This is a genomic window from Chryseobacterium sp. 22458 (genome assembly GCF_052044975.1).
GTDB lineage: Bacteria > Bacteroidota > Bacteroidia > Flavobacteriales > Weeksellaceae > Chryseobacterium.
This window is the reverse complement of sequence record NZ_JBQEOA010000002.1, coordinates 523,949-548,171: the sequence shown is the minus strand read 5'-3', so window position 1 is coordinate 548,171 and position 24,223 is coordinate 523,949. Positions and strand designations below refer to the sequence as shown.

Annotated in this window: 19 protein-coding genes and 1 tRNA gene; 4 read left to right on the top strand and 16 right to left on the bottom strand. The window is 37.8% G+C overall.

Features of this window, described 5'->3' with window-relative positions:
- Positions 1-13: 13 nt before the first annotated feature.
- From ACTJJF_RS09735 to aceB, 9 genes are all read right to left on the bottom strand, one after another.
- Positions 14-784: a UDP-2,3-diacylglucosamine diphosphatase gene (locus ACTJJF_RS09735; protein WP_312298249.1), complete on the bottom strand. Its 771-nt coding sequence runs from the start codon at positions 782-784 to the stop codon at positions 14-16.
- A 24-nt stretch (positions 785-808) separates the two neighbouring features.
- Positions 809-1,252, bottom strand: coding sequence for a 6-pyruvoyl trahydropterin synthase family protein (locus ACTJJF_RS09730; RefSeq protein ID WP_312298251.1), 444 nt, complete (start codon positions 1,250-1,252; stop codon positions 809-811).
- Between the two features lie 220 nt (positions 1,253-1,472).
- Positions 1,473-2,918, bottom strand: a complete 1,446-nt coding sequence (locus ACTJJF_RS09725) for a serine hydrolase (protein ID WP_440699526.1) — start codon at positions 2,916-2,918, stop codon at positions 1,473-1,475.
- 82 nt (positions 2,919-3,000) lie between these two features.
- Complete coding sequence (locus ACTJJF_RS09720) at positions 3,001-3,669, bottom strand: DUF6624 domain-containing protein (RefSeq protein WP_440699525.1); 669 nt, start codon at positions 3,667-3,669, stop codon at positions 3,001-3,003.
- A gap of 202 nt (positions 3,670-3,871) precedes the next feature.
- Positions 3,872-5,038, bottom strand: a complete 1,167-nt coding sequence (locus ACTJJF_RS09715) for a hypothetical protein (RefSeq protein WP_440699524.1) — start codon at positions 5,036-5,038, stop codon at positions 3,872-3,874.
- Between the two features lie 203 nt (positions 5,039-5,241).
- Positions 5,242-5,499 carry an acyl-CoA thioesterase gene (locus ACTJJF_RS09710; RefSeq protein ID WP_440699523.1) on the bottom strand — a complete coding sequence of 86 codons (258 nt, stop codon included), beginning with the start codon at positions 5,497-5,499 and terminating at the stop codon, positions 5,242-5,244.
- A 125-nt stretch (positions 5,500-5,624) separates the two neighbouring features.
- Positions 5,625-6,182, bottom strand: a complete 558-nt coding sequence (locus ACTJJF_RS09705; protein WP_312298259.1) for an OmpH family outer membrane protein — start codon at positions 6,180-6,182, stop codon at positions 5,625-5,627.
- Between the two features lie 165 nt (positions 6,183-6,347).
- Entirely contained in the window at positions 6,348-7,628 is a 1,281-nt protein-coding gene (gene aceA, locus ACTJJF_RS09700; protein ID WP_440699522.1) for an isocitrate lyase, read from the bottom strand.
- 97 nt (positions 7,629-7,725) lie between these two features.
- Entirely contained in the window at positions 7,726-9,300 is a 1,575-nt protein-coding gene (gene aceB, locus ACTJJF_RS09695) for a malate synthase A (RefSeq protein WP_440699521.1), read from the bottom strand.
- A 126-nt stretch (positions 9,301-9,426) separates the two neighbouring features.
- Here aceB and ACTJJF_RS09690 point away from each other — a divergent pair, with 126 nt between their 5' ends.
- From ACTJJF_RS09690 to ACTJJF_RS09680, 3 genes are all read left to right on the top strand, one after another.
- On the top strand, positions 9,427-10,902 hold the full coding sequence (locus ACTJJF_RS09690) for a helix-turn-helix domain-containing protein (protein WP_440699520.1): 1,476 nt from the start codon (positions 9,427-9,429) through the stop codon (positions 10,900-10,902).
- A gap of 131 nt (positions 10,903-11,033) precedes the next feature.
- Complete coding sequence (locus ACTJJF_RS09685; protein ID WP_440699519.1) at positions 11,034-11,687, top strand: ComF family protein; 654 nt, start codon at positions 11,034-11,036, stop codon at positions 11,685-11,687.
- A 99-nt stretch (positions 11,688-11,786) separates the two neighbouring features.
- The gene (locus ACTJJF_RS09680) at positions 11,787-12,473 is read left to right on the top strand and encodes an alpha/beta fold hydrolase (protein WP_440699518.1); all 687 of its coding nucleotides are present in this window, start codon (positions 11,787-11,789) and stop codon (positions 12,471-12,473) included.
- 1 nt (position 12,474) lies between these two features.
- Here ACTJJF_RS09680 and upp read toward each other — a convergent pair whose 3' ends face one another.
- Positions 12,475-13,125: a uracil phosphoribosyltransferase gene (gene upp / locus ACTJJF_RS09675; protein ID WP_312298268.1), complete on the bottom strand. Its 651-nt coding sequence runs from the start codon at positions 13,123-13,125 to the stop codon at positions 12,475-12,477.
- 156 nt (positions 13,126-13,281) lie between these two features.
- Complete coding sequence (gene der / locus ACTJJF_RS09670; RefSeq protein WP_065399114.1) at positions 13,282-14,592, bottom strand: ribosome biogenesis GTPase Der; 1,311 nt, start codon at positions 14,590-14,592, stop codon at positions 13,282-13,284.
- 369 nt (positions 14,593-14,961) lie between these two features.
- On the opposite strand from der, the gene ACTJJF_RS09665 reads away from it, so the two are divergent.
- Positions 14,962-15,032, top strand: a tRNA-Gln gene (locus ACTJJF_RS09665).
- Between the two features lie 62 nt (positions 15,033-15,094).
- On the opposite strand, the gene ACTJJF_RS09660 is transcribed toward ACTJJF_RS09665, so the two are convergent.
- The 5 genes from ACTJJF_RS09660 to ACTJJF_RS09640 all read right to left on the bottom strand — a co-directional run bounded on the left by ACTJJF_RS09660 (position 15,095) and on the right by ACTJJF_RS09640 (position 24,137).
- Complete coding sequence (locus tag ACTJJF_RS09660) at positions 15,095-16,849, bottom strand: hypothetical protein (RefSeq protein ID WP_440699517.1); 1,755 nt, start codon at positions 16,847-16,849, stop codon at positions 15,095-15,097.
- Between the two features lie 10 nt (positions 16,850-16,859).
- Positions 16,860-18,212, bottom strand: a complete 1,353-nt coding sequence (locus tag ACTJJF_RS09655) for a PKD domain-containing protein (protein ID WP_440699516.1) — start codon at positions 18,210-18,212, stop codon at positions 16,860-16,862.
- Positions 18,213-18,240: 28 nt separating this feature from the next.
- Positions 18,241-21,468: a SprB repeat-containing protein gene (locus ACTJJF_RS09650; protein ID WP_440699515.1), complete on the bottom strand. Its 3,228-nt coding sequence runs from the start codon at positions 21,466-21,468 to the stop codon at positions 18,241-18,243.
- A gap of 11 nt (positions 21,469-21,479) precedes the next feature.
- Entirely contained in the window at positions 21,480-23,579 is a 2,100-nt protein-coding gene (locus ACTJJF_RS09645) for a hypothetical protein (protein ID WP_440699514.1), read from the bottom strand.
- A 150-nt stretch (positions 23,580-23,729) separates the two neighbouring features.
- The gene (locus ACTJJF_RS09640; RefSeq protein ID WP_312298275.1) at positions 23,730-24,137 is read right to left on the bottom strand and encodes a hypothetical protein; all 408 of its coding nucleotides are present in this window, start codon (positions 24,135-24,137) and stop codon (positions 23,730-23,732) included.
- Positions 24,138-24,223: the final 86 nt, after the last annotated feature.

Sequence of the window (24,223 nt, the reverse complement as noted above, 5' to 3'; positions counted from 1 at the left end):
AGTCTTTTTTGTTTTATTTTTCAAAAGTTTTCAGCTCAAAATCTTTTTCAAAAACGCCGTAGGTAAAATAAGAAATCCAGTCTCCCAGATTAATGTATTTTGCCTTTTGTTCCAGATCCAGCACCATAGGAAGGTGCCTGTGTCCATAGATAAAATAGTCGATTTTCTGGGTTTTCAGCTTTTCTTTGGAGTAGATGATCAGGAACTCTTTATCTTCTCCCAGAAAGGCTTTATCCTCTTCTCCCGAGATCATTTTATTTTTCTGGGAAAGGTATAATGCTATTTTCATTGCAATGTCCGGATGCAGCCATTTGAAAAACCATTGTGCCACCGGATTGGTGAAGAGCTTTTTCATCCTCTTATAGCCTTTGTCACCAGGTCCCAGCCCGTCTCCGTGTGCCAGCAGAAATTGCTTCCCGCCCATTTCAAAGTATTGTTTCTGATAAAAAACCGTGCATCCGATTTCGTCTTCCAGATAATCTTTCATCCAGAGATCATGGTTACCTACAAAGAAGTAAATATGAACGCCTCTGTCTTTCAGCTCTGCAATTTTTCCGAGAACACGTACGTAGCCTTTAGGCACAACATGTTTCCATTCATGCCAGAAATCAAAGAGATCACCCATTAAAAACAAAACCTGGGCATCTTCCTTAATCTCATCCATCCAACGTATAAATTTCTCCTCACGTACTTTGCTTTCTCCCGGAGTGGGAGCACCAAAATGCTGATCAGAAGCGAAATATACTTTTTTTCCGGGTTCTAAATTGATTGTTGTTTTTAACACCGTCTGAGTTTTGTTGGATCATTATTAATTGTCTTCTGCAAACCATTCTCCATAAGAATTTTCAGTCTCATGAAGTTTAAGGTAAGCCAAAGAAATTCCTTCCGGAAGTCTTGATTTTATTTTGGAAGCAATAGCATACAGCATGTTTTCGCATGTGGGCTGAAAGCTGCAGTAGATTACTTTATGCCCCTTCTGTTCAAGGTCGTCCCCCAATTCTTTGTGTGGAGACAGCGCATTAACGAGCACTGCATGATCCCATACGTCTACGATTTCAGATTTTACGATACTTTTAATATCTCCGAAATCAACCACCATTCCATTTTTAGGATTTTCAATATCATTAATCGGTTTTCCCTTCACTGTTACAAACAGCTTATAGGAATGCCCATGCATATTTTTACATTTCCCGTCATAGTTGTAAAGCACGTGAGCGGTTTCGAATGTAAAAATTTTTGTAATACGTATCATACTCAATGAATAAGTTTAAAAAAATTACTGTTTTTCAAATTTCTCCCCATAAAAAACTACAGAGAATTAATCTCAGGGAATCAGCTCTATGAAAAACTGTAAAATCAATGTTCAAAGTTAAGATAAAAAGAGCAAGAAATAAAATGCTCCCAAAAGTTAGATTACTTTTTGGGAGCATTTTATGATTTTATTTTGCTTTATTAAGTTGAGACCAACAGGATTAATTACTGGTTGTAAATGTTAAATTTTTATCACGGTCTCCCTTGGCATTTAAAGCATTATAAGGTACGGAAAGCCATCCGGTTTTGTTCATTACAAATTTAAATTCATAGGTTTTTCCTTTTTCAAACTGTGATTGGGGAATTGTAATTTCAAAAGTATTATCTTTTTTCAGACTCATCTGATATGCTTTATCTTCAGGATTCCAGTTATTGAACGAACCTGCAACGGACATATTTTTAATATAATCTACTCTTTTGTTTGCTAAAAACCGATAAGAAAAAATGACGTTACCTTTTTCGATCCGGTATCCATACGTTTTCTTTTGAAGGTCCGGATGAATAAGAGGTTCGGATTTTGTATATTCTTCAGCAAGCATATAAGGATCCAGTAAACGCTTATCTATAATACCTGCAATCTGATTGATCATCGGAAAATAAACAGGAAATTCTTTATATCCGTTGTACATCAGCATAACAGCCATATTCTCTTCCGGGAAAATTTTATAGGCACTTACATTTCCACCGGAAAAGGAATAGCCTTTTATATTATTAAAGGTTGACATATCCCAGCCATGCGTGAAGGATGCACTTTTCTTCGTATATTCAAACGGTTTCCACATCAACTCCTGCGTGGCGGGCTTCAGAAAATCATTTTTACTGAGATGAATACTCCATTGTAAAAAAGCAGGTAATGTAATCGCCAGGCCATTCGCCGGATGAGCTCTTCTACCTTCCACAAATGTGGATTTATCATACTTATGGGTATCTTTGTTGTAGATATATTTTACGATCCGGTTAGGAATTTCTTCCTTAGAATCAGACGAAAAAACTACCTGACCTTTAGCATCTGAAAACTGATTTTTCAGGATATAATCTTCAAATTTTTCTCCTGTTATTTTTTCAATCAGCATGGCAATCAGCATATAATTTGTCTGGTTGTATCGATATTCGCTTCCTGTTTCAAAATCCATTTTTTCTTTTGACAGCCTGTTGATCACTTCAGCATTGGTGGCATTCAACGGAATATCTTCATAACGAATCCAGTCCGGAATTCCTGAAGAATGGCTTACAAGATGTTTTACCTGAACGTTCTGCCAGGCATCCGGTAAGTGGTCCAGATATTTTGAAATGTTGTCATCCAAAGATATTTTCCCCTGTTCAATAAGCTGAAAAAGGCCTATGTTTGACATCAGCTTTGTATTGGAATATACTCTGAACATGGATTGAGGGTTGACTTTTTTATCGCTTTCCAGAGTCTCCATCCCATAATATTTCTGGAAAGTTATTTTATTGTCTTTTACGATTCCTACGGCCATTCCGGGAATTTCGTTGACCTGGATCACCTTTTTTATATAAGCATCAATTGCTTTTGTCTGTTCTGCAGTCTGGCTGTACCCCAGAAAAGATAAGCCTGAAAATGCTATGATTAAAACGGATCGTATCATTGCCTGATTTTTATGGTTCTTTACTAAAGACAGCTACATATGCCAGATTATTACATCTTTCTTTGAAAAACTGATTTATCTTTTACTTATAAAGCTTTGGCTCCATGATTCCTCTTTTCTGAAATATCTTTTTATTCATTTCAAAATGCATGGTGGTCATCTGATTGTAATATTCTTTAAAAGAGGGTAAACCGTATTCTACCCGTAACTTATCCACATTCATACTGTCTGCCAATCCATTTTTAGGCACTGCCTGTTCCGCTTTATTATAAGTTACCTGAGTCCCGAATCTTTGCTTTTGACCTGAATTGATAGCAACCCTGTCTTCAAGCATCGCATATTCATTTTTATGGGCATTCTTCTTACCGACTTCTTTTTTCATGGCTTTAAGCATCGTTCTCTGAAATCCGACATCATCATCGGCATGCTGAATGGATATCCAGAATTTAGTAGCATTAGCTTCCCCAACCTGTTTAAAGCCAAGATAACCGTACTGCGCATACAGTCTTTTAATTCTACTTTGGTTGTCTTTTCCTACACTGTCCCTTTTGGTTTCAAATACTTTCCATGCGTTTTTTTCACCGTATTTCTCCATCATTTCTTTGGGTGGCAGGCTTGCATATTCCTGATCAATGTTTCTGATGTAGCTCAATTCAGAAATGATCTTTTCACGTTCAGAATCTGAGATCGGTTTGTATGAACTGCAACTTACAACCGTAAGTATTATTCCTGATAAGAATATTTTTTTCATAAAATTTCATTTATATTAAGCAATCATTATATGGCAAAGCATGATAAGAATTAAGTGGTGGACAAATTTGTCACAGTATTGGTATTTTTGATAAAGATCATTCCGTCGAAACACTCATGAATTCCATGAATTTCATATTCCCATTTTCGTCAGGGCCTTTCGATGGTGTTCCCAAGTTTTTTTTATAGCTGGGTCCTTATTATTATTTCAAGGTTACTTCAAACTTTCGGTTCACATTATATTTTCTGTCTTTGATGATAATTTCATAATTTCCTTTATCCAGGATCAGAAAGCGACTGTCTTTAGGCTCATTAAGTTCTATAATATCGGCAGGAATACCGTTCTGTTCAAATTCTCCTTTTCTGTATGCCATTACAAGGACAGGATATTCTGTTATTTCTGAAGCCGGAACTTTATAAAACTTTCTGTTCTCAGTAAGCATCCAGCCGGGTCTTCCTTTCTTATATTTTGTATTGGGATGAATGATCTTTATATCGGTAAACATCTTTTGGTCTTCCCCGTTATATACCGTTTGATCTTTATTTTTTAAAATAACAGGAACCGTATTATTCACCAGGCGTAGCAATGGCTCATTATATTTTGGAAGGCTTTTCTCTGAAAACTGAGTCTGGTCTATCGTAAGAGGATTTAAACCGGTAAGTTCCATAAGTCTTCCGGTCATCGTTTTCTCCCAGGATGTATGTACGCCTTTATAGGCATGCTGATAGCCGCAATAAATCAGGTATTTTCCTTCTTTATTCTGCTGCATAAAGTTATAGATATTTTTTGCCTCGCCTATTTCTCTTTCTTTTCCGTTTCCTTCAGCATCATAAGGAAAAAGTTTAAATCCAATCTTCAGGGCATGGTAAAGGAAATTTCCAAACTCAGGTTCCTGAGAATATATCCCGCTTTTAAGGTTGGCAAATTTTGTGGTATTTAAAGAATCGTTGGCCAGGGTCTCCACTCCAAGATATCTGTATCCTCTGTCATACAATCCCTGAAGCAGAGAAGATGCAAATGTTCTGTGGCTCGCATTATGGTGCGCTTCATTGATGATGATGATTTTTTCCTGAGATGCCCGGTTCAGAATGTAATCTTTTGCATTGACAGGGATTAATTTTGTGAGCTTCAGGCTATCTGCTGTACTGAGCCTTTGAGCTCTGCCAAAAACCATATCCCAACTTTCCAGAGCAGGCTTATATTTCCCGCTTATTGAATAGTAAGTGGCTCCCATCTGACCCCTCCAGGATGCTGATTGGGCAGAATCTTCCTGTATCTTTTTAATATCATCTGAAAACCGGTAAAAATCAGTCTGACCATAGCTCAAAATACTGAGGAATAATAATGCTATCAAATAATAGAATTTCATGGAATGTAGTTTTTAATGGACTAAAATAAAAAAATCAATTGAATGTCTGCCTATTGATTCCTGTTTTACAGTATTCAGGCCAGTTTTTCCAGCCAGTTGCCTTCCAGACGTTTGAGTTTTTTGGTTTCCGGATCAAATAAAATCCAAAGGGTACTGGAATCTACTACCAGCTCATCATTACAGTAAAATTCTACTTTCCTGGGCTATTTTGCACCTTCAGGAGGTATAGGATAGGTTCTCACGGTAATGATATCATTCAGATAAACCTGTTTTTTGTATTGTATATGATGATCCAGAAGCATCCAGGCATCGTCTGCATATGCTGTTTTATGTTTTAAAAGTTCCCAGTGTTCTACTGCTGCTTCCTCTACCCAATGTACGTACTGCACATTGTTGACATGATTATTTCCATCAATATGTTCTTCAGTTACCCTGATCTGTTTTTCATACATTAAATTCATTTCTCTGAAAGTTTAATCAAATGTATCATTTAAAAAATAAAACGTACTGCGTTATTTCCAAAATAGCAGATAAAAAAAACGGAATCAGGTTTTTTCTGATTCCGTTTATATTTGATATGAAATGATTACTTTTTGGAAGGTGCAGCAGAAGCTCCTAATTTGGTTTTCACCTGAGCTGTGATATCTTCACTTCCATCGGAAAACACAAGGTTATTTCCCTCCTGTGCCGAAGTATCAAAAACATAGCTTAAACTTCTTTCTTTAGCTACAGCAGCAATAGCCGCCTTTACTTTCTGCTGTAATGGTGTATACAGCTCTGTCTGTTTAGCACCAATATCTTTTGCAGCCTGCGCTCTTGTATCTTCAATTTTCTTACCAAGAGTCTGCAGTTCTGTCTGTGCTGCCATAAGCTCCTTAGTTACGGCTTCTTTATTAGCCTGGCTCAGTGTTTTTTCTTTATCCTGTGCTGCTTTCAGTTTTGTCTGGTATTCAGTGATCAGTTTTTCAACTTCTGTCTGCTTGGCTTTCGTCAGGTTATCAATAGTTGTAGTGGCTGTTTTTACTTCAGATAAACTAGCAAATACATCATCCGAGTTTACATTTCCAATTTTTTGTTGAGCATGAGCTGCATGAGCCGTTAGTGTTAATCCGGCTGTAATAAAAAATACTTTAATTAAATTCATTTTTAATATGGTTTTCAAAAACGCTTGTTTTTTTTGTTTTCAAATATAATACAAATTTCCATTCCTATTTAAAGTTGTCTGAATATCATCCGGTCTTATCACAATAAAACAAACCTTTCCCAAAAGCTGAGAAAGGTTTAACATCAAAAAATATGGAAAAAATGACTAATGGAACTGTGCTGTTTCTGTAGAATCTTTCATGGCTACCGTTGCTGAAGAGCCATTGGTGACAATATTCTGCACTTCATCAAAATATCCTGTTCCCACAAAAGACTGGTGCTTCACTGCTCTGAATCCTCTCTGCTGTAATGCAAATTCACGCTCCTGGAGTTCAGAATATCCTGCCATTCCTTTTTCTTTATACGCTAAAGCCAGTTCAAACATTGCTGTATTCAGTGCATGGAATCCTGCCAAGGTGATAAACTGGAACTTATACCCCATTTTAGCAAGCTCTTCACGGAATGTGGACATCTCTTCAACGCTTAATCTCGCCGCCCAGTTGAAAGACGGAGAACAGTTATAAGCCAGCATCTTTCTAGGGAATTTAGCATGAATACCTTCTGCAAATCTTCTTGCCTGTTCCAGATCCGGATTTGAGGTTTCCATCCAGATAAGGTCTGCATACGGTGCATAAGACAATCCTCTGTCTATTCCTTGTTCCACACCGTTTTTTACAACATAAAAGCCTTCGGAAGTTCTTTCACCGGTTACGAATTTTTTATCTCTGTCATCGATATCTGAAGTCAGCAGATCCGCTGCATCAGCATCTGTTCTTGCAATAATAATACTTGGCACTCCCAGTACATCTGCTGCCAGACGGGCTGCAATCAGTTTATTGACCGCTTCCTGGGTAGGCACCAATACTTTCCCTCCTAAATGTCCGCATTTTTTAGCAGAAGAAAGCTGGTCTTCAAAGTGTACGGCAGCAGCTCCTGCCTCTATCATCTGTTTCATCAGCTCGAAAGCATTCAGGTTTCCGCCAAAGCCAGCTTCAGCATCAGCAATGATGGGTACAAGATATTCTTTGTCTCCGGTTCCGCTTACTGACTGTACCTGATCTGCTCTCAATAAAGCATTATTGATTTTTTTTACCACAGAGGGCACTGAATTGGCTGGATATAAAGACTGGTCAGGATACATTTCTCCGGACAGATTAGCATCAGCCGCCACCTGCCAGCCTGAAAGATAAATTGCTTCCAATCCTGCATCTACTTCCTGTACAGCCTGGTTCCCTGTAAGAGCCCCAAGACCTGCCACATAATCCTGGTTATTCAGTTTATTCCAGAATTTCTTAGACATTTCTGTGGCAATGGTATAATCAATTGTATAAGAGCCACGAAGCTTTAATACTTCTTCTGCCGTATAAGGTCTTTTCACACCTTTCCAGCGAGGATTTGTAAGCCAATCCTGCTCTATAGCCTGGATTTGTTCTTGTCTTGTTTTCATAATATTTGGATTTTGTTAGATTAAAGATTGAGGAATTAATATATTGAATGTGGTGTTTCGTAATTATCACCACAACTCAAGTGTGATCTCTTTTAAACTAGATAAAAGGATACGCCTTCAATGTCAGGAACTCTTCAAAGTTTTCCGAGAAGATCAGTTCATTGAAAAGCTCTTTGGCCAGGTTGAATTTTCCGTTTTTAAAGCGTTGTTCACCCACGTATTTTTCAATATTGTCCATTTCTTCGGTTTCCCATTGAAGAATCATATTTCTTGTCAGTGTTCTGTCGTCACTCAGAATGGCTTCATTTTTCAGCCATTGCCAGATCTGTGTTCTTGAGATTTCGGCTGTAGCGGCATCTTCCATCAGATTATAAATGGCCGCAGCCCCTACTCCCATCAGCCAGCTTTCAATATAAAGGATTCCCACATTGATATTTTTCCGGATTCCTTTTTCTGTGATCTCACCTTTAGGGATTTCCAGCAACTCGTTTTCTGTAATGTGGTATTCCACCTTCCTGTCAATTTGGTTTTCGGAGGGCATATACTGATCGAAAATTTCTTTTGCTACTGAAACCAATGCCGGGTGGGCAACCCATGTCCCGTCATGGCCGTTTTTCACTTCTCTTTCTTTATCGGTTCTCACTTTTTCAAAAGCAATACGATTGGCTTCATCATCATCTTTTACCGGAATCTGGGCGGCCATACCACCAATAGCGTGAACGTTTCTCTTATGACATATTTCAATAACTCTTTTTGAATAAGCACTCATAAACGGAGAAGTCATAGTCACCTGATCTCTGTCCGGAACAATAAAATCCGGCAGGTTTCTGAATTTTTTGATATAGGAAAAAATATAATCCCATCTTCCGCAGTTCAGTCCTGCGCTATGGTCTTTTAATTCAAATAAAATTTCATCAATCTGAAATGAAGCGGTAATCGTTTCTATTAAAACTGTTGCTTTAATGGTTCCCTCAGGAATTCCCAGGTAATTCTGGGCAAAAACAAACACTTCATTCCACCAGCGGGCTTCTTTGTAATGTTCTAATTTGGGAAGATAAAAATAGGGACCACTTCCGTTTTCCAGAAGCTTATGAGCATTTCTGAAGAAATAAATCCCAAAATCAGTCAATGAACCGGATGTTTCTTCTCCATTGATCCCGATATGTTTTTCAGGTAAATGAAGTCCCCGCGGACGAACTAGCAGGACAGCCGTTTTTTCATTAAGGGTATAAGCCTTCCCTTTTTCGTTTACAAAGTCTATATTTCTGTTGATCGCATCTGAAAGATTAATTTGTCCGTGCATACAGTTGTCCCACTTAGGCGAGTTACTGTCTTCAAAATCTGCCATGAAAGTAAAGGCACCGGAATTCAGAGCATTAATGATCATTTTTCTGTCTACAGGTCCCGTAATCTCTACCCTTCTGTTTAATAAATCTTCAGGCAGCGGAGCGCACACCCAATCTGTATTTCTGATTTCTGCAGTCTCTTTCGGAAACTCAGGCAGAATTCCCTGATCAAATTTCTGCTGTGTTTTTTTCCTTTCTTCTAAGAGCTCCAGTCTTTTTTGATTAAAATTCTGATGAAGCGCTACAAGAAAATCGATCAAATCCGGAGTGAAAATTTCTTCAAACTGCTTCTGAGCCTTTATTTTTAATTGTGCCTTCGTTTCCATAACGTGTTGATTTTGTGATTTGATATTACAAACATAAATAAAAATTTTCACAAATAGCGAACGTTCGCTAAATTTATTTAAAAATTATTATGCGAATAATCGCATCTAAATATTTATATTTGAATCATGAATCCAGAAAGTGACTTTATCAAAACAGTTTTCGGACTGAAACTGAAGCAGCAGAGACGAAGGAAAAACTGGTCTTTGCAGGATCTTGCTGTAAAAACCGGATTATCAAAATCTTACCTCAACGAAATTGAGAACGGAAAAAAATATCCGAAACACGACAAGATCATTCAGCTTTCGGAGGCACTAAACTGTACGTTTGACGATCTGGTTTCTACAAAGCTTGACAAAAGCCTAGCGCCTTTCAATGAAATTCTGCAATCGGATTTTTTCAAAGAGGTCCCGCTGGAACTTTTCGGGATCAACAAAAATAATCTGATCAGCATCATCAGTGACGCTCCCAAAAAGGTAACCGCTTTTATCAATGCTTTGATTGAGATCTCTCAGAATTATAATCTGGGAAAGGAAAGGTTTTATTTCGCTGTTCTGCGTTCATTCCAGGAATTGTATGATAATTATTTTCCGGAAATTGAAGAAAAAGTAAGTCAGTTTATTCAGGAAAACCAGCTTCATATAGAGAGAAACCTGAAGTCTGATGTTCTGGAAAAGATCCTTACGGAAAAGTTCGGTTACACAATTCAGTCTGAGGATTTCGAAACATATGGAACCCTGGACAATCTCCGCTCACTGTTCATTCCGGAAAATAAATTACTGCTTCTGAACAGAAAGCTTGAAAAGGATCAGAAGACATTCATTTTAGCAAAAGAAATAGGTTTTAAGGTTTTAGATTTAAAGATCCGTCCCAATACCTATTCATGGCTTGATTTCGGAAGTTTTGAAGAAATTCTTAATAATTTTTATGCTTCATATTTTGCGGGAGCATTATTAATTTCGAAAGAACCTGTCATTGAGAAAACTTCAGCATTTTTCCGACAAAACAGTTGGGAACCTAAAGACTTTGAAGATCTTATCAACAGCTTTACCCATTCGCCGGAAACCTTTTATTACCGTTTAACCAATGTTCTCTCTGCCGAAATGGGAATCAAGGATCTGTTTTATCTATGCCTGGTAAAAAAGAAAGATTCGGATAAGATACAGATTTTAAAAGAGCTTCACCTGAACCATCAGCAGGCTCCTCATGCCAATGCTATGAATGAGCATTACTGCAGAAGATGGATCGCCGTGAAAAACCTTCATCATTTAAAAGAAAATGAAACCCTGACCGATGCACAGATTTCTCATTACAAAGATCAGGGAATAAGCTACCTGGTGATATCCACCTCTCAGAAGAATCCTTTTTCTGATGGAAGCAACAGAAGCTATTGCCTGGGCATTCTGCTGAATCCGCAAACCATAAAGAAAATCAGTTTCATCAAATCGTCTTCTTTAAAGACCATCAATGTAGGCGTTACCTGTGAATCCTGCAGCATTGCAGACTGCGAGGTAAGAGAAGCACCTCCGGTACGACTGGAAAAGGAACATTTCAATCTTAGTATGAAAAGTGCTATCGATAAGATAAGGAAGGATTTTGAGTGAGAGGGTTTTGTTGGGTTGAGAGTTTGAGGGAGTAAGCGTGAGATGATAAAAATGCAGTTTTTAAGATTAAAGGTGATGTTTTTTAATTGATCAGCTGAAAACTATTTCATAACTTAGTAAAAAACACATCAATGATATTAGACCTGCTTTTCCCCAACCGCTGCATTGAATGCAGCAGAATTATCGATCCTGACCTTCTGGTATGTGATCTCTGTTTCAGCCAGATTCATTTCACCCATTATGCCTATTCCGAACATAATCCGATTAAGGAAAGGTGCAGCTTGTTTTTTCCTGTTGAACATACTTTTGCTTTAATGCAGTTTGAAGAAGAGAGTCTGAGCCGGAAGATTATTCACGAACTGAAATACAGAAACAGAGAAATAACCGGGAAGATTTTGGCCGACTGGACCACTGAACGACTTGATTTTAAAAATGAAAAGCCCGATCTTATGGTAAGCATTCCGCTTCATCCTAAGAAGCTAAGGGAAAGAGGATACAATCAGCTTCATGTATTTACTGAGACCTTATCGGCATTTTATAAAATACCTTTTGATCATAAACTGCTCAGAAGAAATCATTACGCCAAAGCACAAGCTTTAAAAGATAAGAAACACAGACTGGAAACAGTCAACACATTTTCTGTGACCCAGCCTGTTACCGGGAAACATATCCTTCTGATTGACGATGTTTTCACCACAGGAAATACAATTTCTTCTGTTGCATGGGAAATTCTGAACACAGGAGATAATAAAGTGAGTGTGCTGGTGATGGCAATGGATGTGTAAAATTAAGTTTTTGTTTAATTCGTGAACATTTTCAGAATTCTTTTTCATCCCTTTCTCTTTTCAATTCTTTTTACTAATTTTCAGGAAAACTAATCCATAATGCCCAATCTGATCTTGTTACACGGAGCTTTAGGCCACAACGATATTTTCACTCCTTATGTGGAAGAATTATCCCGTTATTTTAGTATTCACACCCCTTTATTTTCCGGACACGGGGATACTGAGCTTCCTGAAAGCGGTATTACAATTGAAAAGTACACTCAGGAACTGGCTGTATACTGTGAAAAGCACAATCTGACTGATGTTTCTATTTTCGGACATAGTATGGGCGGATATGTTGCTCTTTGCTACGCAATGAAAGTTCCTGACAATGTAAAATCAGTCATTACCTTGGGTACAAAATTTGACTGGTCTGAAGAACAGGCAAGAAAAGAAGCTAAAATGCTAAATCCAGAGGTAATTACAGAAAAAGTTCCGCAATACGCTCAGCTTTTAGAATCTCAACACGGACCTCAATGGAAAGAACTTCTTCCGGCTATTGCTGAATTAATGATTGATCTGGGGAAAAACCCTCCTTTGAAAAATAACCTGGGTACGATTACAGTTCATGCTCAGATCATGGTAGGCGATAAAGATAATATGGTAAGCATTGAAGAGAGTTTACAGGTTTACAGAAGCCTTCCTGATGCAAAATTGGCCGTACTCCCGGATACCAAACATCCTATGGATAAAGTACGACCAAATTTATTATTGAATTTAATAAAAGATTTCTGGAATCTTTCTTAATTTATCGCTGAAGTTTTTCCCCGTAGCTTAAATCTCCGGCATCCCCCAAACCAGGAGTGATATATCCTTTTGAAGTTAAATGTTCATCTATAGCTCCTACCCAAATATGAGCATCAGGATATGCATTCTGAATGGTTTCTACTCCTTGTCTTGAGGCAATAGCAGCCACAATGTGAAGTTGTGTGGGGTTTCCGTTAGTAAGCAAATCCTTGATCGCTTCAATTAATGAAGCACCTGTTGCCAACATAGGATCTGCTACGATTAAAGGTCTTCCTTCAATGTTGGGACAAGTAAGGTAATCCTGTTTGATGGAAAAATAATCGTTTGCATCATGTTTTCTGTAAGCTGCTACAAAACCACAGTCTGCTCTGTCCAGATAATTCAAAATCCCTTCAAACAAAGGCACTCCGGCTCTTAATATGGTAGTAATCACCGGCTGAACTGCAATTTCTCTGCTTTTTATGGTATCTAACGGAGTCTGGATTTCAACTTCTCTCTGCTCTAAACCTTTACTGATTTCGAAGGCTGCAATTTCTCCAATTCTTTCCATATTTCTACGGAATCTCATACGGTCATGCTGAATTTCAATGTTTCGAAGTTCGTTAATCCACTCATTGACAAGAGAAAAGTTTTGAGATAATATAGTAAGCATGAAGATCTTAATTTTTAATTAGGTAAATCGACGTTTGATTCCTGCAAAATTACAACTAAAAAACGAATCTGCAGTTTGAGGCCGAATAGAATAAAGTAGGTCTATAAAAAATCTGGCAAGGGTTTTCCTCACCAGATTTCTTTATAATCATTGTTTTTATTTTTGTCTGAAATACACTTCGATCGGAACTCCGGTAAATCCGAATTCTTTTCTCAACTGGTTTTCAGTAAATCTCTTATACGGCTCCTTCACATACTGCGGAAGATTACAGAAGAATACAAACTGCGGCGACGGAGTAGGAAGCTGAACACAATATTTGATTTTGATATATTTTCCTTTAAGTGCCGGTGGCGGAGTTCTTTCGAAAATAGGAAGCATTACTTCGTTCAGTTTTGAAGTCTTGATTTTCTTTTTACGGTCTTCATACACCTCCATTGCTACTTCTACAGCTTTCAGAATTCTTTGCTTGGTCAAAGCAGAAACGAAAAGAATCGGAATATCCTGGAACTGGCCGATTTTATCTTTGATTGATTTTTCAAAATCACGCATTGTATTGGTCTGCTTATCTTCGATCAAATCCCATTTGTTGACAAGAATCACAATTCCTTTTCTGTTTTTCTGAGCCAATCCGAAAATATTCATATCCTGAGACTCCCATCCCTGCGTAGCATCTACCATGATGATGACCACATCAGAATATTCAATAGAACGGATAGAACGCATTACGGAATAGAATTCAAGGTCTTCATTTACTTTAGACTTTCTTCTCATTCCGGCTGTATCTACCAATACAAACTCATGACCGAATTTGTTGTATAGCGTCTGGATACTGTCTCTGGTAGTTCCTGCAATATCGGTTACAATATTTCTTTCAACGTCCAATAAAGCATTGGTCATTGTAGACTTTCCAACATTCGGGCGGCCTGCAATGGTGATCTTAGGCAATCCTTCGAAAGGATCTTTATATTCTGTAGTAGGAAAATCATTAACGATATCATCCAACAGATCTCCTGTTCCGGAACCTGTAGCTGAAGAAAGTGTATAATACTTATCGATACCTAACTGATAGAATTCTGTTGCCGGAAGTTCTTCTTTGGCAGAATCTACTTTATTGATAACAATATAGATCGGTTTATTGGATCTTCTCAGAAGTCTGTAAATTTCGTGATCAGTGTCGGTAAGTCCTTCCTCCACATTCATCATAAATATAATGGAAGTTGCTTCATCTACGGCTAGTTGTACCTGCTTACGGATTTCTTCTTCAAAGATATCATCTGTACCTACATCATACCCACCGGTATCAATAACGGTAAAGTCTACCCCATTCCAGTCGGATTTTCCGTAGTGACGGTCTCTAGTAACACCGGCTGTAGAATCTACAATAGCCTCTCTTCTTTCTAATAAACGGTTAAAAAGCGTGGATTTTCCTACGTTGGGACGTCCAACGATTGCGACAATATTTGACATAAAAAATGTTTAATAATCCTTTGCTGTGCTCAGGATATGTTATTAATGGGTTACTCCAACTTTTGGAGCCCAATTTTTTTTGCAAAGATAAGATTTTATAATTTAATAGTTAAGTAAGGAAGCTGAAAGAGGGATGCTAGAAGCTGCTATTCTGCCGGTAACTTATCTCAATATTTTCATTTAAATGGCTCAAATAATCCCTGATCAGGCTATTTTAATGTAAAAGCAAATATTTTTTAAAAAATTTATCCTAAAAATAATTATTTGGCTATCAATAAGTAAAGCTACCAAACTACTTATTATGTTAATGAATCTTTAATTTAGATTTTTATATTTAAAATAATTTATATAATTTCGCAGCATCAAAACAGACCCATGGTGTAGCGGTAACACTACTGATTTTGGTTCAGTCATCTGGGGTTCGAATCCCTGTGGGTCTACTTACACTAACAGCTAATTATTTGATTTGTAAATAATTAGCTGTTTTTTTATAATTCTATTTCTAGAAACTATAGTTATACCCTACCGTACAAGTCATCTCATGTAAGCTTGGGTTTTCAATAGCCTGATCGGTTTTTCTAAACATCTGAATAAAATTAAGATCAAAACTATGTCTCTTCCATGGAATATAATTCGCTCCCAGCCTGAAATTAGTCACATTTATATTTGCGGAAGAACTACCGGAATGGTTATATGATGCTCCCACACTGGTTTTCAGCTTATCTTCTTTAAGGAAGGCTTTAGTCACCGTTATTGCCGGTCCCCAAATACTTGATCTCTGAGAAGCAGCATATGTATGGGTGTAATTAAATGAAGTTGCAATATTCATCTTCTTTTCAGGAAATCCTAAGCTATAATTTACATTAGCATTGTGAAATCTGGATAAGCCACCTCTTCTTACGATTCCATTTTCTCTGTTTACCATATCATTCAGGGAATAGTTCAGATTAATATTCTGTACCTTATCTTTGGTACTGGAAATAACATAATTCACGTTGATACTGGTATTCTGTGAAATTTGCTTATAATCAATAGAATCTTTTGGCTGCTGGATCAACAGTGGATTGTTATTGATGTTGTTAAACTGATTCAACTGTTTGTTCGTAAACATGGTAAAGTTGGAGTAACTTGCTGTAATCATAAGTTTATCAGAAGCTTTCAGATTGGCATTAACAGCTCCTACCCAACGGCTGGTCTGTTTAAATTTCTGTCTGTCCAGATTATCACGCTGTCTTCCTATATTTCCAGCAATCGACAGCTTATCTTTCCATAGGGTGAAGGCAGTATTTAAAGTAATATTTTCAAGGTCATTATTGAAATAATAAGCTCCCAGCGTTCTGTATCCCGGATCAATTCTTTCATATCTGACCCCAATCATTCCTTTTTTAAGTTTCAGATTAACACCTCCATTATAAGCTGAATAATTCTGCATAGAAGAATTAAGAGAAAGGAATTTTGAAGCCACTCCTTTTTTTACGGCACCTTGGGAGGTAGCTCTCAGGTCTTCCACTAATGCTGTATTGGCATATTCTCCATAGACTTCCAGGTTCTTATCAATCATAAAACTTCCGGTCATGGATAAGACAAGGTTTTCCTGTGGAAGGACACCTTTGGCATCCGGAGCAACAGACAAAGAACCTAAATCATCTTTGGCATAAAACCCTACCAAACCAAGTTTATATCTTTCTTCTTCCCACCTGATATGGGCACCATATCCCATTCTTCGGTAGGCTGGAATTGTATTTGGATTTCCATCGTCTTCAACGGCTTTATTGAGTCTTCCTGTCATTACAGCAACTTTCAGGGGGATATTGGGAGTAAGCTCCAGGCCTGCTCCGGTAAACAACAATCCGTTAAAGGTATAGGGAGTGAAGGTCATATTGGCATCTCCAATATAAGCCTTTACCCATTTGTATTTGGGAGCAATGCTTAATCTGTTAAATTTGAATGGAACCTGATATCCCAGCTGGCTTCCCTGATTGGTAAAGCTGTAAGAAATAGGCATACTCCACCTGTAAAGTCCAAGATTAAGATTTCCATTTAAAAAATAGGTAAATGGAGCTCTGCCGCTGTAAACGTTTGAACTGTAGAACACAGAGTTTGCTGAAATTCCGCCACTGATTTTAAAAGGATTCTTCTTAAGCTCTTCTATCGTTCTTTTTCCAATGTTCTCTAAATCTACTTCCTGAGCCTTATTCAATGTAAAAATTGAGGTTAAAAGCAACAAAACAGTACTTTTTGTATAAATTCTATTCATATAAAAAGCTTTAAGGTTGTTTTTGTACTTTAATATCCACTATTATATAAGAATTCGGCCCATTGGTTACAAAATTCTTGATTTTGATGGCCCCTTTTCTTCCGTCAGCAGTCTGGAAAACAACTACCCTTGGTACTGTAGAATTGTTGAACGGAGCTTTTCCTGCATTGGTTTCTACAACATTGATGGAAGAGAAATCATTTCCGGAATCCAAAGCATCAAAACCTGACGGAGAAAGCTGTACACCTACAGACTCCTGCGAGTTGATCACTTTGGTATGAACAGCATTAGGAATGGCAATGAACCCTGTATTCTGAACCTCATCCGGTGCTACAAACTGGTTATACAGGAAGGTTGAATTCAGCCCAAAGAAGGCAAAATCTATTTTGGAACCATTGGTTGCGTTTACTTCTCCCTGCTTAATTACTTTTCCAAGTTCGGATGAGAAAAAACATCCAACAGCAGCGTGAGCGCTATTGATTCCCAATTGAATATCACTGAATGACAACAGGTTGGAATCCGGCAACACCGTTACCTGTTTCTGCAACGTTTTTGTCTCTTTATCATTGGTAGATTTTAAAATAATGGTGTAGATTCCTGCAGCGGGAAGTGTGATATCAGGACTCGCTGCTGTTGATGTGGCTGGAACTCCGCCAGAGACAATCCATTCATATGAGGCAGCATTGGTTGACAGATTATTAAGATGAAGTACTACAGGAGTTTGATAATCATTATCAATAGCATCCACAGACCAATTAAAATCAATCGTCATAGCAGGTTTTACGTTCACGGTCTTTTGTGTGGAATAGGTTTCCAGACCGTTGGAAACAGTAAGTTTAATCGCATGATCTCCCGGTGTTGTAAATACTGCACTTGGGTTTTCTTCATTGGAAGTGGATGGATTTCCACCTTCAAACTCCCAAAGATATTGGGTGGCTCCTAAAGATTTATTGACCATTTTTAGCGTAACCGGAGCAATATCACTGCCCTGCATCTGCCATTCAAAGTCTACATTTACCGCAGCATCTGCTTTTACTTCAACTTCTTTGGTATCTACATTGCCATCTTTATTCGAGACTTTCAGCTTGATTTTATAAATACCCGGGGCGGCATAAGTAATAGGCTGCGGACTTTTTTCAGTGGAACCGGTAACTGAAGCTCCTTCAAATGACCATTCATAGGTTTCAGCTCCTGTAGATCTGTTGGTAATTTCAACTTTTACAGGAACTGAAAAATCATTATTAATCACTTTTATACTAAAATCAGCCTTTACAGGTATACTTTCTTCTACAGCACATCCGTTGAACAGGAACGCAACTATACAAAGAAAGTACAGTATGTTTAAATTCTTGTAAGTTTTCATTGATTTATTTTTTTTCATCATGGTTATATTATTGTACAAGCATTCTCTTCACCAGGGCTTCATTTCTTGTTTCCAATATAACGAGGTATGTTCCTGCCGGAAGTGAAGTGCTGTAAGGAATCGTGAAGAATGTGGATGAAGGCATTTCAACTGCCGGGTACGCTTCATGGGAAACCATATCAACAATTCTTACTTTTACCGGTGCTCCTACATCAAGTCCTACCAGTATTTTGAATACACCTTTATTGGGATTGGGAAGAATCGTGAATTCTCTTACATTAGAAGCTTTTACCGGATTGGTATTGACTCCCGATGTATTTTCTTCAACAACTACTTTCTTATAAAATGTTTTTACACATTCTCCCTGCATGCCTTTAAGCCCAATTTCATAGGATCCTGTTTTGGAAAATTTCAGTTCTAAAAAGTCATCTGTTTTATTAAGAACCTGAATCTCCGGTGTATCAGGAATTACCCATGCAACTTTTTCGGGTTTCGTTGGAGAAGTATTAACAAGTACTACAGTGGATTCAACATAGGCATGAGTTGTCAGCATCAGCTGTGGATCCAGCACATCCATAGAATTTTTAATGACTACTTCATCTGTTGCCGTACACCCTTTGGAGTCTGTAATCAAAACTGTATAGGTACCCGCTTTGGATAAGGTAACGGATGAATTGGAAGAGATAATATTTCCTGTCTGATCTTTCCACTGATAGGTTGATCCAGCTTCATTGATATCAACATTATACGTTTGTGTATCTCCTAAACATAAAGTGATATCAGGCCCCAAATCTACTTTAAGCTGGGCAGGGTCTGTAAGGGTATAATTTCTGAAGATACTGCATCCATTGGCATCGGTAACAGTGACAGTATAAGTTCCTGCCATAATTCCGGTGTTATTTAATCCTGTTACTCCGTTTGACCAAACGATATTGTAAGGAGCCTTACCTCCTGTGATATTAATTTTAATCTCACCATTCGCAGCTCCAAAACAAATAGGATGATTTACTGACAGGTCTTCAATAAGCAATTCATCCGGCCCGATAATCTGAATACTGCCACTCGTTTTACAGTTTTTGGAATCATTCACCAGAACAAAATAGTTCCCTGCAGATAATCCTGTTACTGTAGGCGTAGTATCATTGGTATTCCATTGGTAAGAATATGCTCCGGTACCTCCTGTGGCGGTAACAGACACCTGGCCACTGCTCTGGTTGTAGCATGCAATCGTACTTGCTGATAAGGTAATTGCCAGCTGTGCAGGAAATACAAATGTAAATTGGGCATCTGTAGTATTGTTATTGGCATCTTTTACAAGGACTTTATAAGTACCGATTGTAAGATTTGCCAATGTAGATTGCGTAGCACCCCCAATATTCTGGAAAACACCACCATTCTGAATCTGCCACTGGTAGGTATACGCACCTACTCCTCCTGTTACTAAAGCTTTTAAAATACCATCTTCAGCCTCATCCGGAATCCCGTTGCCATTAAGGTCTGCTTTATATTGATAATCGTTGGCTATATTACAGGATATCTGCTTTTGAATTTCAATATTGGAAATTAATGGCAAAGGCTGATCTACGATAAATTCCTGAGAAATAATTCCACAATTCCCCAGCTGGCTGGATGCACTTGAATAGTTTTTATCTTTTAGGGTTAAATAATATTTCCCGGCAGGAAGCCCGTCAAGTTTAATCGTAAAAGGATTGTTTGTGGCATCTGTTGTAATTCCTGTAGTAATCACGGTTCCGTTAGCTGTATCTTTTCGCCATTCAAAGTCATAGGAACCGTTGGTATTGGGAGTTCCGCCAATAACTCTCACAGAAATATAGCCATTGCTTAGTCCATATCCTGTTGGCTGTGAAATTTCCGTTTCAGATGCGGGAATAGCTATTGCAGCAGCAGGTTGGGTAATGGTTATTGTAATTTCTTTTTCATTGCCACCCTCTTTCGCTACACAGAGATTGGAATCTCTTACTTTTATTTTATAGACTCCTGCCGCCAGATTTTGTATTTGTGTATTGGCACCGTTACTAAAGGCTGTCCAGTCAAGATAAGGCTGATTATCTTTGGTTACTGTATATTGAAACTGATTTTGCCCGCCACCGGCTGTTAATGCAATAATCCCGTCATTTCCCTGAAAACAGTATACATTGGTTTGGGAAGCCATTGAGAAGGTAACCGGAGTAGGCTTTACAATTTCAAAACTAATGGTATGATCCGGGCCATCTGTATAAGTGGCATTGGATCCATAGGTTCCCAATAGGTCAAGTTTGTATTTTCCTGGCGCAAGATTCTGAACACTATATGATGTATTAGCCTGAAGCTGGCTGGTAATATCCTGATTTAAAACGGCAGCCCCTGTATCTGTATTTACCAATGATATTTTCAGTGTTTCACCGGATGCCAATAGTCTGTCAAAATTTAAAGTAACACTTCCATCTGTTGAATCGAAACATTTAGCAGGAGACACCACACTTGAAAAAATATGAGGGGCAGATTTATAATAAGAAAATGCTATAATATTAGAAGTGGCAGGAGCACTGGTACAGTTTTCCATATTGACACGGATGTAAATGGTTTTACCAAAATCGTTATCTGTAAGAAAATCTTTTCCTTTTAAATGAAGCACCGGCACGTGGTTAAACTGTGCTGGAAAAGGAGTGAAATTATTGATATCTCCTACTGAAAACTCCCAGTTATAGTATTGATTATCTATGTTATCAGGCAAAGTAATGGTTAAAAACTCCTCTCCTGAAATATTGACATTATTTCCTGTAGGAGTATTCAAGGTAACAAATGGAACAGACTTTATGGTAACATTACCAGGAAAATGACGTTCAATCTGTTCAAACTCTGAAAAATCGTAATACCTGTTCATGCATTCTGAAACCGGGGGATTTCCTTCATTCTCATAGGATGAACAGCTTAAATTACCTCTTCTGTTAGTTGTATGGATACTCAGTCTTGTTATTCTGTTGTGTTTGGTATAAAAAATATTATCATATTGTATGGAGGCATTATAAAATGTTTCCCCTCGATTCCCATAGGAACCAAATATATTCTGATTAGTCCCATTCTGATAAAATGTTGTAATCCACTGCAATCCTCTGAATGTACCGCAGCTTTCTGATCCCGCAAGGCCTACCCAGCCATTTAAGGATAGTTTGTATTTAGCATCTCCTGAAATGCTGGATTGAGCGAAAACAAGGGCATTCACCATGATTAATAGTGAAAATAAAATTCTTCTCATTTATCTTGTGTTTAATATTCGATAGTTATTTTTTCAGTTTTGGCAACATGGTTGTCCTTCATCATCGGTTTCAAATAGTAGGTATAGGTATTTCCTACCTGGATGGATCTGTCTTCCAGAAAGTTCTGGTTTCCTGTTAATGTTCCCCAAAGACTTGGTTTTTCTGTTCCTTTCTGACGGTAGACTATAATTTCTCCTACTCCATTTCCATCAATCTTCCAGCTCAGTTCAATCTGTGCTCTACTTTTGCTGGCTGAACCGGAAAGGTTGGTAAGGATGGATTGTGGTTCAAAGCTGTTGCTTCTGAGGGTCATTTCCTGAGATTTATCTGACTTTAGCCGGCTTTTGTCTATGGCAAGCATGTAATACGTGTACTGCTTATTCACTTCTACATCTTTATCTGTGTAGATATAATCCGGTTTGATTTCTTTGGTTTCATAGATCAACTTCCAGCTTTTATCTTCTGAATCTTTAGCCTGACGGTATAGCTGATGAGAAGCAACATCATCACTATGGCTCTTCAGCCAGTGCAATGTTATTCTACCATCATCTTCCAGTTTATATTCTGTGAATACAGGAGCCTGTGGTCTCACCTTATCCGGTTTTTCAAGTTCCAGAATAATGGATGGTTTGGATTGATTCTTACGACGATCTGTAGCCGTGATATAATAATAAACCTTAGCGTTCAGATTCTCCAGTACAACTTTATCTTCAAACTTATTTTGAGTAATTGCCTGCGGGGTAAGCCTTACCAATTCATCTCCTTTTTGAATTCCTCTGAAAACATGATAGCCTTCAAGGTCTTTTTCCGTATTGGCTTTCCACTCCAGATGAGCGACTCCCAGAGAATCTATTTTACCTTTAAAATCGGCTGGTGTTTCCGGAGGTGTTATATCATTGGGTTGTGCAAGAACTGAAAACGATTCACGTTTATCACCACCTTTTCCAACGGCTTGGATTTTATAATAATTGGATGGCGCAAGGCTTTTTGTTACCAAGTTTCTTTCAGTAACAGGAATTTTGTTCTTGATGGTTTTGTAGCTGTTCTGTGCATCGGTTTCGGAATGTAACAGTTCAAAGGAAGCAATATCTTTTTCTCCTTCTTTAGGGAATTCCCATTCTAAAACAATGCTTTCGTCTTCGCCAATGCTGAGTTCAGAAATCCTTGGAGTAGCTTCCATGCTTTTTTTACCTGCGCCGGAAACAATATCAGAATACGGCCCATATTCTCCAAAAATAGTTTTCCCACGGATTCTGTAACTGAATTTGGCATTATTCTGTTTCAGTGAGTCTACGAATACCATCCCTTGGGTTTGCCTGCCGTCATTATCATTCATATTCATCACCGGAAGATCTCCCAATTCTTTAAACGTACCTCCTTCCTGAGCTCTCTCCACGTAGTAAGCGGTATAAGTTTCACGAAGCTGCAGATATTCCCAGGACAGTGTTACCGTTTGGTCTCTAAATATTCCAATAAAATCCAATGGTTTAGGCAGTTCATTCGTAGCAGCGAGAGAAGCCAGAGCCTCTCCTTTTACAGAAATCACATTTATAGATTGGCCATCCTGTGCTGTACTTACCGTGTAAAGGTATCTTTCATTGGGTTTCACGTCAGTATCGGTATAGCCCCATCCGGCAAGTTTTGCTACTTCAAAATCCAGATCAGCCGCCATAAGGGCATAGGCAAAACGCTGTTCTATTTCTGCAGATTTATTGACAACACCTTCTAGCTTGCCCTGCTTTTCTCCCATTTCCACCTCAAAACTATCCCCGAAAAGAGACTGGGCAACAATAGCAGCATTGTCATTTTTTTCTACTATTTTCTTCCATTCATTTTCAGAAGCAGCTTTAAAAGTTCCAAGGTCTTTTTCTTCAGGTTTCGGAAGTACTTTTCCATTTCTGACCAGCACATACCTTTTTAAAGTAAAGCCTGTTTTATTGGCTCTTTGCCATGCCAAAGGTTCGTCTACGGCCCACCTTAGTGATATTTTGTCTTTTTTAGCATCTGCTTTAAGACGTATATGAGGGGTAACAGGTTTGTCAGTATCCTTTTGCTGTCCCCAGACAACACTGCATAGCAGCATTGTAAAAAGCAATAAATATTTTTTCAACGTAATTGTGTTTTTATGTTTATTATTTTGTCTTGGTTGTTAGTTTTTTGTTAGGTTCTGGAGATTTTTCATCTCTTCCATCCAATATGGTTCACCATATTCAACTGTTTCTTGGTTCTATTATTAAATATTGGTGCTTACAACATTCTATTATACTTTAACATAGCATAAGTTTTCTTTCAGTTTCTCTTCGGCATATCTTATATAATCATACTCTGTTAATCCAATCTCATATTTTTCCCATGGTGCTATCAGGTTTTCATTTTTTTTGATAAAAGAAGCAATGAGTTCTGAAATTGTTTTTCTACTAAATTCTTCTCCGGTATAATTTTCAAGTCTTTCAAATTCCTCATGATTATTAATTACATTGTATAGAGATAATAGTTGTTGCTTAAAATTATTTTCTCCAAAGAACATTATTGAATTCTCTAATTTGGAAACTGATTGTTTTTTAAAAATAAAAACCGGAGTATACATTTGATAAGGTTCTCCCCATTCAAACTTTTTTTCTTCAATCTTACAATTGGGTACTGTTTCTATATCTATATAATTCTCCATAATTAACTACTCCTGAGTCTATAATACATTATACAATCATAAAATTACAAAACCCATTATTCCTTCTTCTGAAATAAAATTAATTT

Coding starts and splice junctions, on each gene's coding strand:
- ACTJJF_RS09710 (WP_440699523.1), bottom strand. CDS start 5,499: ATGAATTTAATGTATGAAAAACAGATCAGGGTAACTGAAGAACATATT.
- ACTJJF_RS09660 (WP_440699517.1), bottom strand. CDS start 16,849: ATGAATAGAATTTATACAAAAAGTACTGTTTTGTTGCTTTTAACCTCA.
- ACTJJF_RS09715 (WP_440699524.1), bottom strand. CDS start 5,038: ATGAAATTCTATTATTTGATAGCATTATTATTCCTCAGTATTTTGAGC.
- der (WP_065399114.1), bottom strand. CDS start 14,592: ATGTCAAATATTGTCGCAATCGTTGGACGTCCCAACGTAGGAAAATCC.
- ACTJJF_RS09725 (WP_440699526.1), bottom strand. CDS start 2,918: ATGATACGATCCGTTTTAATCATAGCATTTTCAGGCTTATCTTTTCTG.
- ACTJJF_RS09680 (WP_440699518.1), top strand. CDS start 11,787: ATGCCCAATCTGATCTTGTTACACGGAGCTTTAGGCCACAACGATATT.
- ACTJJF_RS09720 (WP_440699525.1), bottom strand. CDS start 3,669: ATGAAAAAAATATTCTTATCAGGAATAATACTTACGGTTGTAAGTTGC.
- ACTJJF_RS09705 (WP_312298259.1), bottom strand. CDS start 6,182: ATGAATTTAATTAAAGTATTTTTTATTACAGCCGGATTAACACTAACG.
- ACTJJF_RS09730 (WP_312298251.1), bottom strand. CDS start 1,252: ATGATACGTATTACAAAAATTTTTACATTCGAAACCGCTCACGTGCTT.
- ACTJJF_RS09655 (WP_440699516.1), bottom strand. CDS start 18,212: ATGAAAACTTACAAGAATTTAAACATACTGTACTTTCTTTGTATAGTT.
- aceA (WP_440699522.1), bottom strand. CDS start 7,628: ATGAAAACAAGACAAGAACAAATCCAGGCTATAGAGCAGGATTGGCTT.
- aceB (WP_440699521.1), bottom strand. CDS start 9,300: ATGGAAACGAAGGCACAATTAAAAATAAAGGCTCAGAAGCAGTTTGAA.
- ACTJJF_RS09640 (WP_312298275.1), bottom strand. CDS start 24,137: ATGGAGAATTATATAGATATAGAAACAGTACCCAATTGTAAGATTGAA.
- ACTJJF_RS09650 (WP_440699515.1), bottom strand. CDS start 21,468: ATGAGAAGAATTTTATTTTCACTATTAATCATGGTGAATGCCCTTGTT.
- upp (WP_312298268.1), bottom strand. CDS start 13,125: ATGCTTACTATATTATCTCAAAACTTTTCTCTTGTCAATGAGTGGATT.
- ACTJJF_RS09685 (WP_440699519.1), top strand. CDS start 11,034: ATGATATTAGACCTGCTTTTCCCCAACCGCTGCATTGAATGCAGCAGA.
- ACTJJF_RS09690 (WP_440699520.1), top strand. CDS start 9,427: ATGAATCCAGAAAGTGACTTTATCAAAACAGTTTTCGGACTGAAACTG.